The organism is Bacillus sp. 7_6_55CFAA_CT2 (genome assembly GCF_000238655.1).
GTDB lineage: Bacteria > Bacillota > Bacilli > Bacillales > Bacillaceae_G > Bacillus_A > Bacillus_A cereus.
The window spans coordinates 712,591-727,582 of record NZ_JH414708.1 but is presented as its reverse complement, the minus strand read 5'-3'; the positions used below and the strand labels follow the sequence as shown (position 1 = coordinate 727,582).

The window sequence follows — 14,992 nt, the reverse complement described above, 5'->3', positions numbered from 1 at the left end:
ATGTTTCAAAAAGCATTATGGGTGCATACCTACAAACAAAGTAAATATATTGTTTGGCTATTTTGGTTAGTAAGTTTTTATGTACTATCATATAAATACTATTTAGCAGCTGCCGAGCAATTAAAATATTTTCATGAACATAATGAATGGAAATATATATACCGATATAATTATCAACTTTCACTTCCCGATGCTATTATGGTTCAAGGAGGACTCCTTATTATATTAGCCTGTATTCTTATTGGATGGGAACGTCAAAATCAATCAAGTGACATTTTATGGTCTATGCCATTTAAACGAACACATCTCTTCATAACGAAATGGCTTTTTGGTGTGTGTAATATTGTAGCTATCGTTATACTAAATTGGGGACTTTTTGCTATTATGAAAAAGACAACCTTTCATAATAAGTATCAAATATTTTCACCATTTCATACTTACTTCTTATACATGGTTATTATCTTAATTGCTATATATACACTTGCATTATGCATAGGAACAATTGCTGGTAATATGATTTCACAAGGATTTTTCAGTGTTGCTATACTTGGATTCCCTTTTATTTTGCCGACTCTAATTGCCGGGGCTATTTCTATTCATACGGTTGGACTTATTTCCAATCATCCCGTCTATACGGAGGAAAATGTAGATCGTTACGGTTCAGTAATAGAAAAAGTGAGTATTTTAGCGCCAGTTCGCGGATTCAATATTAATTTTAATTACGATCCTCAACGTGCTTATACTGATCAACAAGGCGTACGTCATGTTGAACCTAATTTTACGTATATTCCTTCAGCAACAAAACTTATCGGTCCAATCGTAAATATACTTATTCTATTACCTTTAGGAATGTACTTATATACAAGATCACCTAATGAACAAAACGGAAACTTTCTATTATATCCGAAGCTTAAAACACTATGTATGATATGTTGTGTAACCTTTATTGGAATGTTTGGAGGAATGGCAGCGGGCGGAAGTCATTCTATCGTAAATTATTATATTGGTTTTATAGGGACCAGTACGATAGTCTACCTACTATTATCTTGCTTATTAAAATTCAAATTTTCTTGGCGTGTGAAATAACCTCCTTTTAAAGGAGGTTATTTCACATTCTCTCTCCTATCCCCATACACCATCTCTTCTTTCATCCCAAATCCATCACCATTTTGCACAATTTGCTCTGTCGGTGCAACTACACTTTCGGCAATTTTCCATTCCCCACGCTCTTTTACGAATACTTGTAGAAAATAGTTCATGCCATCTAATTGATATGCATTTTCTTTTTTCACATTATAGTGAATCGCAATGTAGTACACTTGAATGTTTTCTTTCCCTATTTTTGATACGTATTGCGATAGTCTCGGTATATAAAGTGCTGCTTTCTGAAAAGATAGTTGCTTCGCTTTAACAAGCGATGAACTTGTTACATTACGTAATGTGTCCCGATTACGAATATTATCGCTATGGTGGAATAATACTGCGTTTTGCATAGAACGAACCCATAATTTTGAATATAAGACTGTATTATCGTTTTCGATGTACTTCACTTCTTTTCGCACCACTTGGATAGGCGTATCTGCGTACGTGAATGTTTGAAAACAGAAAAAACTACCAAATAAAATGGTAAGTGCAGCAATATATTTCATAATCTTTCCTCCGATCTTTTAATTAAAGTATCGGAGTTTCAAAATATTTTTATTCAAAAGAAAAAGGATAGGAGTGCTTTCGCTTCCTATCCTCATTTATTATAATACGCGGCCAAATAGTTCTAAGACCATTTCTATTTCTTGGTCGCTCCAACCTTTAAATCTCTCTTTATAATATTCTTTACGCACAGCTTCAAGTTTTTCAGTTACTTCTCTTCCATGCTCTGTAATTTCTAAGTACACGATTCGACGATCTGAATTAGAACGTTTTCTTTCTACTAATCCTTTTCGTACGAGACGATCTGTAACAGCTGTAATATGACTGGAGGTTACGTTTACTTCACTCGCAATTTGCGAAGCCATCTGTGGACTGTTTAAAAATAACGCACGTAATACAGAAAATTCATTATATGGCATATGTTCTGCAAAACGTGTATTAATATCATTTTGTAATAAACGTATCATTTTTCGAAATGATGCAGATAAATCTAAAATCAGCGTTTCTCTTTTTTCGTTCAATAGCCTCGTCCCTTTTTTATCATATTTACACATATTATAATCTATAAATACCTATGTTGTATATGCTTTCTTTCCTCAACATTCTCATTTATGTAACTTTTTTCATATAAATTTCTTTTTTGTTCACACATATACATATAAAAAGGATGGTGATGGAAAATGCAGGGTGGAATGAATCCTTATTTACACAACGTACGCACTGCTAATACTGGTAAAGAAGCTACTATTACTGTACAAGGAGAAGGTGTTGTAAAAGCAAAACCGAATGTTGTTATATTAACACTCGGCATTCGAACAGATGATAAAAATGTAAAACAGGCTCAAGAAGAAAATGCAGTGCAATCCAAACAATTGCTGGATGCACTTAAACAGCTTGGTATTGCCGATAAAGATATAGAGACGATTTCTTATACAATTACTCCTCAATACGAATATGTAAATGATAAAGCATTGCTACAAGGATACCGTGTAGAGCATTTGTATGAAATTACCGTTTTAAATGTACAAAAAGCTGGGGAAGTATATGATATAGCCGTTTCAAATGGCGCAAATGTAGCAAAAGGGTTACGTTTCCGAGTATCTCATCCAAATAAATATTATGAGCAAGCTCTCATTCAAGCTCTGCACCAGGCAGTAGAAAAAGCTCGTGCTATTGCGAGTACATATAATTTAAATATTAATCCTGTTCCCCTCTCATTCGTTGAAGAATCTGCCCAATTACCAAGGGAGGTTACGTCTTATGCTACTTTACATGCGCAAGCAGCTCCACCTATTCAATCGGGAGAATTAGAAATTATTTCAACAATACGGGCAATTTTTACGTATTTATAAATAATTTCATTTATAAGTAAACGTTATCATTTTCCTTGTTGTAAAAACATGATGTTCTGATATAATAAAGGACGGTGAGCTCTTACGAAAGAGATATCACGGGTGGGAGAGGGATATGAAAAAGAAGGTTTAACATGAAAGGAATACTTGAAAGAACATTTAAATTAGGTTTACACGAAACATCACCAAAACAAGAAGTTTTAGCTGGAGTTACGTCATTTTTCACAATCGTATATATTATGATTGTAAATGCGTCAATCTTATCAGATGCTGGCATTCCTCTTGAAGCTGGAATTTTAGCAACTGTTTTTAGTTCATTTGTCGGATGTCTACTCATGGCATTTTGGGCAAATGCACCTGCTATTCTTGTCCCGGGTATGGGTGTAAATGCATTCTTCACGTACACAGCTGTGCATACGCTTGGACTAACTTGGCAAGAAGCATTGGCTGCTGTCTTTATCTCTGGTATTATTTTTGCAATTGCCGCTTTTACACCAATCGCTCGCGTGCTATCAGTATCAATTCCAAAGTCATTAAAGGAAGCGATTACTGTCGGCATCGGATTATTTTTAGCGTTTATCGGATTGCAAAAAGGTGGTTTAGTCGTTTCGAACCCAAATACTGCTGTGGCAATGGGGAAATTAAGTAATCCTGTCGTTCTTGCGACATTACTTACTCTTATCATTGCACTTGTATTATTTATTCGTAACGTACGTGGAAACTTTTTATGGACGATTGCAATAGGAACTGGTATCGCATGGCTATTTGGTCTTGTGGATACGAGTCAAGTGGGAAATAGTTCATTCTCATTCGCTAATTACGGTGATGTGTTTGGAGCTATGTCATTTGGGAAACTTTCTTCCTTACCATTTTGGATTGCAACATTCTCTTTAAGCATGGTGCTTATTTTTGAGAACATGGGACTTCTGCACGGTTTATTAGAAGATGATCGTAAATTCCCACGTGCTTACCAAGCCAATGCAATTTCAGCAATGACATGTGGTCTATTTGGCACAAGTCCTACCGTTTCAACAGTAGAAAGTGCCGCAGGTATTACTGCAGGTGGTAAGACAGGTCTGACGTCTATCGTTACTGGGTTGCTATTCTTTGCATCACTGTTTGCTCTTCCATTTGTCAAATTAATTCCTGATAGTGCCATTGCACCAATCTTAATTATTATTGGCGGTCTGATGATTACAAGCATTCAACAAATTCCTCTGAATGACTTTTCAGAAGGATTTCCAGCATTCTTAATTATCGTTATGATCCCGCTCACATATAGTATCGCTGATGGCATTGCGTTCGGATTTATTGCTTACCCTATCTTAAAAGTTGCTCTTGGAAAGCGTAAAGAAGTCGCACCATCTATGTATATCATTACATGCTTATTCTTAGCTATGTTTGTATTACATGCTATTGGTTAAAAAAACACCGAGGAAATCCTCGGTGTTTTTTTACTTAAACCATCCTTTTTTATAAAACCAGGCCATCATTCCGCCGCCAATTAGTGCCATAATAAGTAGACAAATAAAATAACTATATTGTCCACCAAGCTCTGGCATATGCGTAAAGTTCATTCCATATACTCCCGCAATAAATGTTAATGGCATGAAAATAGTCGAGAATACAGTTAATGTTTTCATAATGTTATTCATATGATGTGAGTTTAATGAAAAATAACTATCCCGAATATCTGCTGTTAACTCTCGGCTTGCCTCAATCATTTCTGTTAGTTTAAGCAAATGATCATGTATATCTTTAAAGTAAATTTCATGATCGCTTATACCGTAAAAACGAGTCGAATTTAAAATACGATATAATAAATCACGCATCGGAATGATTGTACGCCTTAGCTTTGATAAATCTGTACGTATATCAAATACCTCTTCTAATACACTTCCTGCTGTCTCCCCCGTTAAATTATCATCAATTGCATTTAAATGATCCTCAATGTAATATACAGGCGCAAAATAGTCATCTACAATTTGGTCGATAATTGTATGAGCTACGTGTAAAGGACTATTTTTAATACGCTTCTTTTCTCCAAGTGTTTTCCATACTCTTTCGATTGCATTGTTATGAGAAAAGTGGAAAGAAACAATATAACGATCACTAATAAATAAATCGATTTCGTGCGGTTCTAGTCCATCTTCCCCAAATGCATGAAGTACTAAAAAGTTATATCCATCATAAAAATCAACTTTTGGCCTCTGTACATATTCTATACAGTCTTCAATTGCAAGGGGATGGAACTTAAAATGGTCTTGCAGAATATATGTATACTCTTCTTTCGTTGGCTTATATAAATCTAGCCAATACCATACAATATGGTCTTTCTTTGTTTCTTCTAGAGAAACATCATATAATACTTCATCTGTTTTTGTTACTGCACAAATTCTAATCATAATTTCACCCATTATTATTATAAACAAAAAATAGTAAAAAAGCCAAGGAGAAATCTCCTCAGCTTTTTTATTACTTCGTTACGATACCGTGTACTAAAGTTGGTGCATCTACATGTTCTTTAGAAATCTTCATGTTCTCATAAATTTTCGCTTTTACATCTTCAACATTTTCGCGGTTTGCGTAAATTGTAACAAGGGATTCACCTTGCTTCACGCTATCGCCTACTTTTTTGCGCAGCATTAGACCAACTGCTAAATCAATTTCAGACTCTTTCGTTGCACGTCCTGCTCCTAAAAGCATTGCTGCTGTTCCGATTTCGTCTGCAACGATTTCTGATACATATCCGTCTTCTTTCGCTTCCACTTCAATTTTAAATTGTGCTTGTGGCAATTTAGAAGGATCATCAACAACAGATGCGTCGCCGCCTTGCGCTGATAAGAACGTTTTAAATGATTCTAGCGCTTTTCCGTTGTTCATTACTTCAATTAGCTTTTCACGTGCATCTTCTAAAGATGAAGCTTGTCCGGCAAGGTACACCATTTGACTTCCAAGTGTTAAACATAACTCTTCTAAATCTTTCGGCCCTTTACCTTGTAATGTATCAATTGCTTCTTGTACTTCTAGTGCATTACCAATAGCTTCACCAAGTGGTTGACTCATATCCGAAATAACTGCCATCGTGTTACGACCAACGTTATTACCGATACGTACCATTGCTTCTGCTAAACGTTTTGCATCTTCATCCGTTTTCATAAATGCACCTGCTCCAGTTTTTACATCAAGAACAATTGCATCTGCACCAGCAGCAATTTTTTTACTCATAATCGAACTTGCAATAAGCGGAATTGAGTTTACTGTTGCTGTTACATCACGAAGTGCATATAACTTTTTATCAGCAGGCGTTAAGTTACCACTTTGGCCGATAACTGCGATTTTGTTTTCATTTACAAGACGCATGAATTCATCGTTTTCAATTTCCACATGGAATCCTGGGACTGCTTCTAATTTATCAATTGTACCACCAGTATGTCCTAAACCGCGTCCAGACATTTTCGCTACTGGTACATCTAAAGCAGCTACTAATGGACCTAATACAAGTGTCGTTGTATCACCAACACCACCTGTTGAATGCTTATCTACTTTTACACCTTCAATAGCTGATAAGTCGATTGTATCACCGCTATTTACCATTGCCATCGTTAAATCAGCACGCTCTTGATCGTTCATATCTTGGAAGAAAATTGCCATTGCAAGTGAACTTACTTGATAATCAGGAATATCACCATTTGTATATCCTTCAACAATAAAATTAATTTCTTCTGTCGTTAATGCATGTCCGTCACGTTTTTTTGCAATTAGGTCCACCATTCTCATTGTGAGGTCACCCCTTCATTTGTTTTACGATTGCTTTTACTAATGCTAAGAAGTTCGCTTTAACACGTTCTGTCGTTTCAATTACTTCATCGTGGTGAAGTGGCTGATCTAAAATACCAGCTGCCATATTTGAAATACAAGAAATACCTAATACTTTCATACCAGCATGACGCGCTACAATTACTTCAGGTACTGTTGACATACCAACTGCATCTCCGCCAAGTGTACGAAGCATACGAATTTCAGCAGGTGTTTCATATACAGGACCTGTCATTCCTACGTATACACCTTCTTGTACTTTAATATTTAAGTCTGCTGCAACTTGTTTCGCCATTTCGCGAAGTTCTACCGTATATGACGTAGACATATCAGGGAAACGTACGCCCATTTCAGAATCATTTGGTCCGATTAATGGATTCGTACCCATGAAGTTAATGTGGTCTGAAATTAACATAAGATCGCCTGGCTCAAATGATGTATTTACACCACCAGCTGCGTTTGTTACAACAACTGTTTCTACACCTAGTTCTTTCATAACACGAACTGGGAATGTTACTTTTTGCATGTCGTATCCTTCATAGAAGTGGAAACGTCCTTGCATTGCTACTACTGTTACACCTTGAAGTGTACCGAATACTAGTTGACCTGCATGGCCTTCTACAGTTGATACTGGGAACTCAGGGATTTCACTGTAAGGTACTGTTACTGCGTTCTCAATTTCGTCTGCTAATACACCTAGTCCTGATCCAAGGATTAGTCCTACTTGTGGTGTCTCTTGAAATTTCTCTTTTAAGTATGAAGCTGATTTTGTAATAAGTTCACGATTCATTTGTTTATCCCCCTATTTCTTTAGCTCGTTTAAGAAGCTTGTTCCGTATTCTGGCATTTTCACACCGAAGTTTTCTGCTACTGTTGCACCAATATCAGCAAATGTTTGACGAAGTGGTAACTCTTGTCCGCCTTCTTTCATGCTTGGGCTATATGCTAATAATGGTACATATTCACGTGTATGGTCAGTACCAGGATGAATTGGATCATTACCGTGGTCTGCTGTAATTAGTAATAAATCATCTTCTTTTAGTTTTGCGAATACTTCTGGAAGACGTGCATCATATTCTTGCAGAGCTTCTCCGTATCCTTGTGGATCACGGCGGTGGCCGAATAATGCATCAAAGTCAACTAAGTTTAAGAAGCTAAGACCTGTAAAGTCCATATTTAATGTATCTACAAGCTTATCCATTCCATCCATGTTAGACTTCGTACGAAGTGATTCTGTTACCCCTTCGCCATCATAAATATCAGAGATTTTACCGATAGCAATTACATCGTAGTCACTATCTTTTAATTCATTCATTACTGTACGGCCGAATGGTTTTAGTGCATAATCATGACGGTTTGGTGTACGTGTAAAGTTTCCAGGTTCACCAACGAATGGACGAGCAATAACACGACCTACCATGTATTTCTCATCTAATGTTAATTCACGTGCAATTTTACAGATTTTATATAACTCATCAAGTGGCACTACTTCTTCGTGTGCTGCAATTTGTAATACGCTATCAGCAGAAGTATAAACGATTAAAGAGCCTGTTTCCATTTGCTCTTGACCAAGTTCATCAAGAATCTCAGTTCCTGAAGCTGGCTTATTACCGATAATTTTACGGCCTGTTTTTTCTTCTAATTCATCAAGTAATTCTTTCGGGAATCCTTCCGGGAACACTTGGAATGGTGTATCAATGTAAAGGCCCATGATTTCCCAGTGACCTGTCATTGTATCTTTACCAGTAGATTTCTCTTGCATTTTTGTGTAATATCCAAGTGGTTTCTCTACTTTAGAGATACCTTTCATTTCTCGAATGTTACCAAGACCTAATTTCACCATGTTAGGCATTTGTAACCCATTCATATGTTCAGCAATGTGACCAATTGTGTCAGATCCTAAATCACCAAATTGCTCAGCATCTGGTGCTTCACCGATTCCCACAGAGTCCATTACGACTAGGAATATACGTTTATATTTATTCATAACTGCGACCTCCTATAAGTTCAGTTCTACTTCTTGTAGTATGTTCAAAACGCTATAAAGTGAAACTGTTATCCAAAAGAATTCTCATTGTCAAACAGTACTTCTTTAAATCATTTTCTAACCTATTTCGTTTACTTGAAACGATTCAAAAACATTTCTAGTTTTTTCTAAGTCAGATGTCAGACATCTGATACTGATATCATAACATGTTTACGCTTTCTTTTTAATACATTTTCGTAGAATTTCTCATTTTCTTCACACTTCTATTGTAATCCATTCTGCAACGAAGTGCTAATTTTTTTATGATTTATTTCTTCATATTAAAAATAAAAAGTAGCTCTAAAGAGCTACTTTTTATTTTACTTCTATTGTTTCTTCTTTATGTTCATGCAATTCGCCTTTTCTTACATGTACTTTCACTTTGTAAGCACCGTTCTCTTTGAAAGTATGTTTTGTTTCATACTCTCCTTTATTCCCTTCTTTCGCTGGAATAAATTCGTGTTTTTCAACACCATCTTTCCAAATCTCTAGTTGTACTTCAGCACCAGTTAGGGCTTCTTCTTTTTGTTTTAAATGAACTTTCATTGTAGATTCAGCATTTGCCTTTATGTCTCCAGCCATAAGATGGATCATTGTGTCACTTTTATGATCTCCATGTCCTGCACTGTGATCACTATTTTCTTTTTTTGCATCTTCTACTTTCGCATTTCCTACAGCAACTTTTACTTCTGGCATAACGTGCATTTCACGTGCATTTGTGTGAGCGATAATATGGTATACTCCATCCGTTTCGAATGTTTTCTCTACTGCATAAACACCTTTTCCTTTATGCTTACCATCTAACATCTCGTGTTTTTCGTCGCCATCTTTCCAAATTTCAAACTTTACATCATCGGCATCCGTTACTTTTTCTTTCCCTTGTGTAACAAGTGCTTGTACTTCTGTTTTTTCACCTGGTTTAATTTCTTTCGGATTTGTTTGTACTGCTACTTTTACAGCTTCAAGTTTCTGTTCTTTTTTCGGTTCTTCTTTGTTTGTATTACAGCCAGCCAACGCTAGCATCGCGATAAATAAAGTTATAATCAGTTTTTTCATCATCATTTCCTCCTTTATACTTTATTTAGTATAGAGGAAATACATTGTAATATTCCAGTCTTCTGCTGAAAACAATATACGAAATGTTTGTGAAGTTTCTGTGAAACGCTCTTCCCCTCTTAATCTATGAAAAAAAGAGCATAGTAACTATGCTCTCGGATGAAACTGTTTATATACATCTTTTAATCTAGTTTTTGAAACGTGCGTATAGATTTGCGTCGTTGAAATATCTGCATGTCCAAGCATTTCTTGTACAGCACGTAAATCTGCTCCATTTTCTAATAAGTGCGTAGCAAACGAATGACGCAACGTATGAGGTGTAAGCTCTTTTTCAATATTTGCTTCTTTCGCTAATCGTTTTAATATTTTCCAAAATCCTTGTCTTGATAATCGATTACCATGATGGTTTAAAAAGAGTGCATCTACTACTTTTTTCCCCATTAATTCTCTTCTTCCTTTTTCAATATACTTTTGAATCGCTTCCGTTGCTAAACTTCCTAGTGGAATAATTCTTTCTTTATTCCCTTTCCCTATGCAACGAACAAATCCCATTGTTAAATGTACATCTTCTAAATTGAGTGCAATCAATTCTGAAACACGAAGTCCTGTCGCATACAGTAACTCTAGCATCGCCTTATCACGAATCCCAAAAGCACTTGTCATTTTTGGTGTTTGAAGTAACGCCTCTACTTCATCAACTGATAATACTTTTGGTAATTTCCGTTCCCCTTGTGGCGTTTCAATATGTACGGATGGGTCGTGTTCTACCGCTCGTTCACGAAGTAAAAATTGGTGGAACGAACGAATTGATGCGATATGACGCGCCAATGTTTTCGAAGATTTTCCGTTCTCTTTTAAATACTGCAAAAAGTTAACAATGTGTAAACGGGTCACTTCATGAAAAGTTTTCGTCTGTTCCACATTTTGCAAATACTTTACGTAGCTTTTTAAATCCCGTTCATAAGATACTACTGTATTCTTTGCTAATCCTTTTTCGACAACCATATAATGAATAAAATCTTTTAATTGATCTTCCACTCTACACTACTCCCCATTTTCATAGAAAAACATCATTCTATTTACGAAAGCATCCTTTGCCGGTTCTTCATTCCCTGATACTTTTTCTACAGTCTCTTCTTTAGGTTTTTCATAACGATGATAGCTTTCATATTCTTCATTTATCCATAGTATAGCGAAATAAAACAAAATCGTACAACTTGTAAATAATAAAAATACTTTTATTCCATCAAAAGTTAATTTTAAAGCTCGGCGCATTGTAAATTCCTCCAAAATATAAGTTATTACAACATATGCCAAGCTTTCACCAATTTATACCTTATTCAAATAAAAAACCTCTTCCTAGATAAATAGGAAAAGGTTATTTTTCATCCGTTTCATTTTCTTGACAATTTTTACAAATCCCATGGAATGTTAAACGATGATCTTTCACCTTAAAGCTCCAGTCTCGTTCTACTTTCCTTTCCACTTCACCAAGTAAATCTTCTTGTATTTCTTGTACAGCACCACATTGTGTACAAATCAAATGATGGTGGAAACGCTGCGCACCTTCTTGGCGTAAGTCATAGCGTGAAACACCGTCTCCGAAGTTAATCTTATCGACAACTTTTAACTCAGATAATAGTTCTAAAGTTCGATAGACGGTTGCTAATCCGATCTCTGGCGACTTTTCTTTTACAAGGAGGTAAACATCTTCTGCGCTTAAATGATCTTCTTCATTTTCTAGCAGCACACGAACTGTTGCTTCACGTTGCGGTGTTAATTTGTAGCTCGCTGCATGTAATTGCTTCTTAATTCGTTCAATTCTTTCTTCCATTCGGTACTACTCCCTCCTCGCCACTCTTACACCATTATATCAGAAGAAGGGCTTCTGTCAAAAGAAAAAACAATAAAAACAAATTGATAATTATTCTCAAAAAGTATTTATTTTTTATTAATAGCCTCAACGACTTCTTTCATTAAAACTGGTGATGCGTAAGCCTCCACACTAGAAGCAAGTGCTAACACTACTCCAATTACGAGAAAGAAGCATGTATAACGGATTAATAATGGTAATAGTGGCTCGGTTATTTTTCTAATAAATTGATGCCTAATCATCCGTAAAGAAAAACTTGCAGCAATAGTTGTCATAACGAGAAAGACTGGAATGATAATTAAATTTTGTGGCAAAACAGATACAAATGCTAATAATAGTCCATTCCATCCATGCTGACTTACTAAAAAACCAACTGTAAATCCAACGACAACTCCTTTTACAAATAATAAAATAAAAATAAGTGGTAATCCAATAATTGAAATCCCTAAAATCCAAATAAACCCGATGTATTTTAATTGCGAAAAGTAACTTTCTCGAAACATTTCGCCCGCAATAGCAAATTCTCCTTTAGAGACTTGTCCAAAAAAACGTTGTAAATAAAATGATAAATCTTGTTTTTGATTGATTTGTAAACTATTCACCAGAATGGCTCCGAATATTACTCCCATCAATAATAAAACGGCGTTAAATATATATAATGAAGAGTTTTCCTGTATGTGAGACATTACACGGTCTTGCCAATTTTTTCGCCACATTTTTCTTCCCTCCGTTCACACTCTTATTAAAAATGTATGAAAGAAAGAAAAAAGTATGACGAATTAACATTGAAATTCCGCTCTACTTTGCTAAACTAAAAAGTAGAGAATAGGAGGGATTTCTCTTGAAACCATTATTATTAGATTTTCCAACATTATTTCAAACTGAACGCTTGCAAGTTCGTAAACCATTTCCAGGTGATGGTGCAGAAGTATATGAAGCAATCCAAGCTTCTCTAGAAGACTTAGTACCGTGGATACCAATTAACGCTGAAACAGAAGAGAGTGCTGAAGAAATTGTTCGCGAAGCTCACGGACAGTTTTTACTTCGTGAAACACTTGATTTTCACTTATACGATAAAGTATCTGGTACATTCATCGGAGCAATTACACTAAAGCCTGAAAACTGGGATATTCCAAAGTTTTCACTTCACTTCTGGCTACATAGTGCCTATACAAAACAAGGCTATATGACCGAAGCTGTTAAAGGTGCAATTCAGTTCGCCTTTGATAAACTAGGCGCTAGAAGAATTGAAATTCGTACTGATGCAACAAATATAAATGCATGTAGCTTAGCAGAACGTCTAGAATTCATTCTAGAAGGTACAATGGAAAATGATTTCCTAGCACCAGATGGTAGCTTACGTGATGCACGTGTATATGCAAAAATCAATTAAAAAACACTCGCCTTTGGCGAGTGTTTATTTTTGTAGTTGTAAATATTGTACTGCAAACATCGTCTTCGCATCATGAATACGAAGATCTTTCATAAGAGTAATCGCTTCTTCTAACGATACTTCCATTAATTCCACAAACTCATCTTCATCTAACTCAGCTTTATTTTCTTTTTTTGTCAAACCTGTCGCTTTATATACATATAAAATTTCATCTGCGAATCCTGGAGATGTATAGAAAGAAGTAATGAGCTCCATATTTTCACATACATATCCTGTTTCCTCTTCTAATTCACGAACTGCTGTTACCTCAGGTTTTTCACCAGGTTCTAACTTGCCAGCCGGAATTTCTATAATCGCCTTTTCAAGTGCTTTACGATACTGCTCAACAAGCACAATTTTCCCCTCATCAGTAATAGCAATAATAGCAACTGCACCAGGGTGATTTACAATTTCACGTTTACTCATTGCTCCATTTGGTAATACTACATCATCAACACGAACTTTTATAACTCTACCATCAAAAATCGGCTCAGTTTTTACTGTTCTCTCTGCAAGATTACTCACACTACTTCATCTCCCTGTTCTATTTCCTATTCTTTCCTCATACATTTTACCACATTGAAAGGAGCGTGATAAAAATGAAAGTTTATATTTTACCAAATCGCGTCACTTTAGTCGGAAAAGCATGGCAAATTCGCCATAAGCTAAAGCAATATAGCAAAGAGTATACAACTGTACAAGAGTGGATTACAGCAAATAAAGTGAAACATTAATCATGCTTTTACGGGCAGTTAATGCGCAGCGAAAAGTAAACGTTTGTCAACCTCTTTTCCCTCTCGTACAATAAAGGTAAGGAGGTTGACCTATGAAAAAACGTCAATTAGGAAACTCAGATTTGTTTGTTACAGAAATGGGCCTTGGCTGTATGTCTCTCGGTACATCTGAAACAGAAGCTATGCATATTATCGATGAAGCGATCGATTTAGGAATTAATTTTTTTGATACAGCAGATTTATATGATTACGGATTAAATGAAGAATTTGTTGGAAAAGCCTTGAAGGGAAGAAGAGACCAAATTGTACTTACAACGAAGGTTGGAAATCGTTGGACAGAAGAAAAAAATGGTTGGTCTTGGGATCCTTCTAAAGCTTACATAAAGACTGAAGTAAAGGAAAGTTTACGTAGACTTCAAACTGATTATATTGACCTTTACCAACTTCATGGCGGAACGATTGAAGATCCAATAGATGAAACAATTGAAGCTTTTGAAGAATTGAAAAAGGAAGGTATTATTCGCCATTACGGTATTTCTTCTATACGCCCAAATGTCGTTCGTGAGTATGCAAAACGCTCAAACATCGTTAGTGTACTAATGGAATATAGCCTTTTAAATCGTCGCCCTGAAGAATGGTTCCCACTTCTGAATGAACACCAAATTAGCGTCATTGCCCGCGGGCCACTTGCAAAAGGAATTTTAACTGACAACAATGCAAGAAAAATAGAAAGAGTAAAGGAAAAGGATTATCTTTCTTATTCTTACGATGAATTACATACAACTCTAGCGAGTGTAAAAGAAACGATTGGAGAACGCTCTTTAACAGGAACAGCTATTCAATATTGCTTACATAATAAGACTGTTGCAGCTGTTATACCTGGTGCAAGCTCGCTTCAACAATTACAGGAAAATATACGAGCTAGCCAACAGTTACCTTTAACGAAAGAAGAATATATACAACTTCAAAAGATTGTTAAATATGACACATATGCTTTGCATCGTTAAAAATATCGAATTACCGATAAATAGAAGACTGTCTCCAGTATCAGGA

Annotated in this window: 18 protein-coding genes; 6 read left to right on the top strand and 12 right to left on the bottom strand. The window is 35.8% G+C overall.

Features of this window, described 5'->3' with window-relative positions; all coding sequences use genetic code 11:
- Entirely contained in the window at positions 1-1,086 is a 1,086-nt protein-coding gene (locus HMPREF1014_RS04030) for an ABC-2 transporter permease (protein WP_000486562.1), read from the top strand.
- Between the two features lie 17 nt (positions 1,087-1,103).
- Here HMPREF1014_RS04030 and HMPREF1014_RS04025 read toward each other — a convergent pair whose 3' ends face one another.
- Both HMPREF1014_RS04025 and HMPREF1014_RS04020 read right to left on the bottom strand, forming a co-directional pair.
- Positions 1,104-1,649 carry a hypothetical protein gene (locus tag HMPREF1014_RS04025; protein WP_000873787.1) on the bottom strand — a complete coding sequence of 182 codons (546 nt, stop codon included), beginning with the start codon at positions 1,647-1,649 and terminating at the stop codon, positions 1,104-1,106.
- A gap of 99 nt (positions 1,650-1,748) precedes the next feature.
- Complete coding sequence (locus tag HMPREF1014_RS04020; protein ID WP_001003307.1) at positions 1,749-2,168, bottom strand: MarR family winged helix-turn-helix transcriptional regulator; 420 nt, start codon at positions 2,166-2,168, stop codon at positions 1,749-1,751.
- A 159-nt stretch (positions 2,169-2,327) separates the two neighbouring features.
- On the opposite strand from HMPREF1014_RS04020, the gene HMPREF1014_RS04015 reads away from it, so the two are divergent.
- Entirely contained in the window at positions 2,328-2,999 is a 672-nt protein-coding gene (locus tag HMPREF1014_RS04015; RefSeq protein ID WP_001161449.1) for an SIMPL domain-containing protein, read from the top strand.
- Positions 3,000-3,133: 134 nt separating this feature from the next.
- Positions 3,134-4,423, top strand: a complete 1,290-nt coding sequence (locus HMPREF1014_RS04010; RefSeq protein ID WP_000676240.1) for an NCS2 family permease — start codon at positions 3,134-3,136, stop codon at positions 4,421-4,423.
- 30 nt (positions 4,424-4,453) lie between these two features.
- Here HMPREF1014_RS04010 and corA read toward each other — a convergent pair whose 3' ends face one another.
- From corA to spoIIM, 9 genes are all read right to left on the bottom strand, one after another.
- Positions 4,454-5,416 carry a magnesium/cobalt transporter CorA gene (corA, locus tag HMPREF1014_RS04005; protein ID WP_002005674.1) on the bottom strand — a complete coding sequence of 321 codons (963 nt, stop codon included), beginning with the start codon at positions 5,414-5,416 and terminating at the stop codon, positions 4,454-4,456.
- A 58-nt stretch (positions 5,417-5,474) separates the two neighbouring features.
- Positions 5,475-6,779, bottom strand: coding sequence for a pyrimidine-nucleoside phosphorylase (locus HMPREF1014_RS04000; RefSeq protein ID WP_001243069.1), 1,305 nt, complete (start codon positions 6,777-6,779; stop codon positions 5,475-5,477).
- 7 nt (positions 6,780-6,786) lie between these two features.
- Positions 6,787-7,608 (bottom strand): purine-nucleoside phosphorylase, encoded by an 822-nt coding sequence (locus tag HMPREF1014_RS03995; protein WP_001078446.1) that lies wholly within the window; start codon positions 7,606-7,608, stop codon positions 6,787-6,789.
- A 12-nt stretch (positions 7,609-7,620) separates the two neighbouring features.
- Positions 7,621-8,805 (bottom strand): phosphopentomutase, encoded by a 1,185-nt coding sequence (deoB, locus tag HMPREF1014_RS03990; protein ID WP_001046079.1) that lies wholly within the window; start codon positions 8,803-8,805, stop codon positions 7,621-7,623.
- A 354-nt stretch (positions 8,806-9,159) separates the two neighbouring features.
- Positions 9,160-9,900, bottom strand: a complete 741-nt coding sequence (locus HMPREF1014_RS03985) for a FixH family protein (RefSeq protein ID WP_000733456.1) — start codon at positions 9,898-9,900, stop codon at positions 9,160-9,162.
- A 147-nt stretch (positions 9,901-10,047) separates the two neighbouring features.
- A complete protein-coding gene (xerD, locus tag HMPREF1014_RS03980) occupies positions 10,048-10,938 on the bottom strand; it encodes a site-specific tyrosine recombinase XerD (RefSeq protein WP_000390088.1) in 891 nt (296 codons plus the stop codon).
- A 6-nt stretch (positions 10,939-10,944) separates the two neighbouring features.
- Positions 10,945-11,175, bottom strand: a complete 231-nt coding sequence (locus HMPREF1014_RS03975; protein WP_001250432.1) for a YqzK family protein — start codon at positions 11,173-11,175, stop codon at positions 10,945-10,947.
- 103 nt (positions 11,176-11,278) lie between these two features.
- A complete protein-coding gene (gene fur, locus HMPREF1014_RS03970; RefSeq protein ID WP_000392657.1) occupies positions 11,279-11,734 on the bottom strand; it encodes a ferric iron uptake transcriptional regulator in 456 nt (151 codons plus the stop codon).
- A 107-nt stretch (positions 11,735-11,841) separates the two neighbouring features.
- Positions 11,842-12,459, bottom strand: coding sequence for a stage II sporulation protein M (gene spoIIM / locus HMPREF1014_RS03965; RefSeq protein ID WP_013142149.1), 618 nt, complete (start codon positions 12,457-12,459; stop codon positions 11,842-11,844).
- 155 nt (positions 12,460-12,614) lie between these two features.
- Between spoIIM and HMPREF1014_RS03960 the strand changes: the two genes are divergently transcribed.
- On the top strand, positions 12,615-13,166 hold the full coding sequence (locus HMPREF1014_RS03960; RefSeq protein WP_000803479.1) for a GNAT family N-acetyltransferase: 552 nt from the start codon (positions 12,615-12,617) through the stop codon (positions 13,164-13,166).
- 24 nt (positions 13,167-13,190) lie between these two features.
- Here HMPREF1014_RS03960 and HMPREF1014_RS03955 read toward each other — a convergent pair whose 3' ends face one another.
- Positions 13,191-13,730, bottom strand: a complete 540-nt coding sequence (locus HMPREF1014_RS03955) for an NUDIX hydrolase (RefSeq protein WP_000067041.1) — start codon at positions 13,728-13,730, stop codon at positions 13,191-13,193.
- A 74-nt stretch (positions 13,731-13,804) separates the two neighbouring features.
- Here HMPREF1014_RS03955 and mciZ point away from each other — a divergent pair, with 74 nt between their 5' ends.
- Positions 13,805-13,939, top strand: coding sequence for a Z-ring formation inhibitor MciZ (gene mciZ / locus HMPREF1014_RS03950; protein ID WP_000870302.1), 135 nt, complete (start codon positions 13,805-13,807; stop codon positions 13,937-13,939).
- A gap of 92 nt (positions 13,940-14,031) precedes the next feature.
- Positions 14,032-14,946: an aldo/keto reductase gene (locus HMPREF1014_RS03945; RefSeq protein ID WP_000747213.1), complete on the top strand. Its 915-nt coding sequence runs from the start codon at positions 14,032-14,034 to the stop codon at positions 14,944-14,946.
- Positions 14,947-14,992 lie beyond the last annotated feature (46 nt).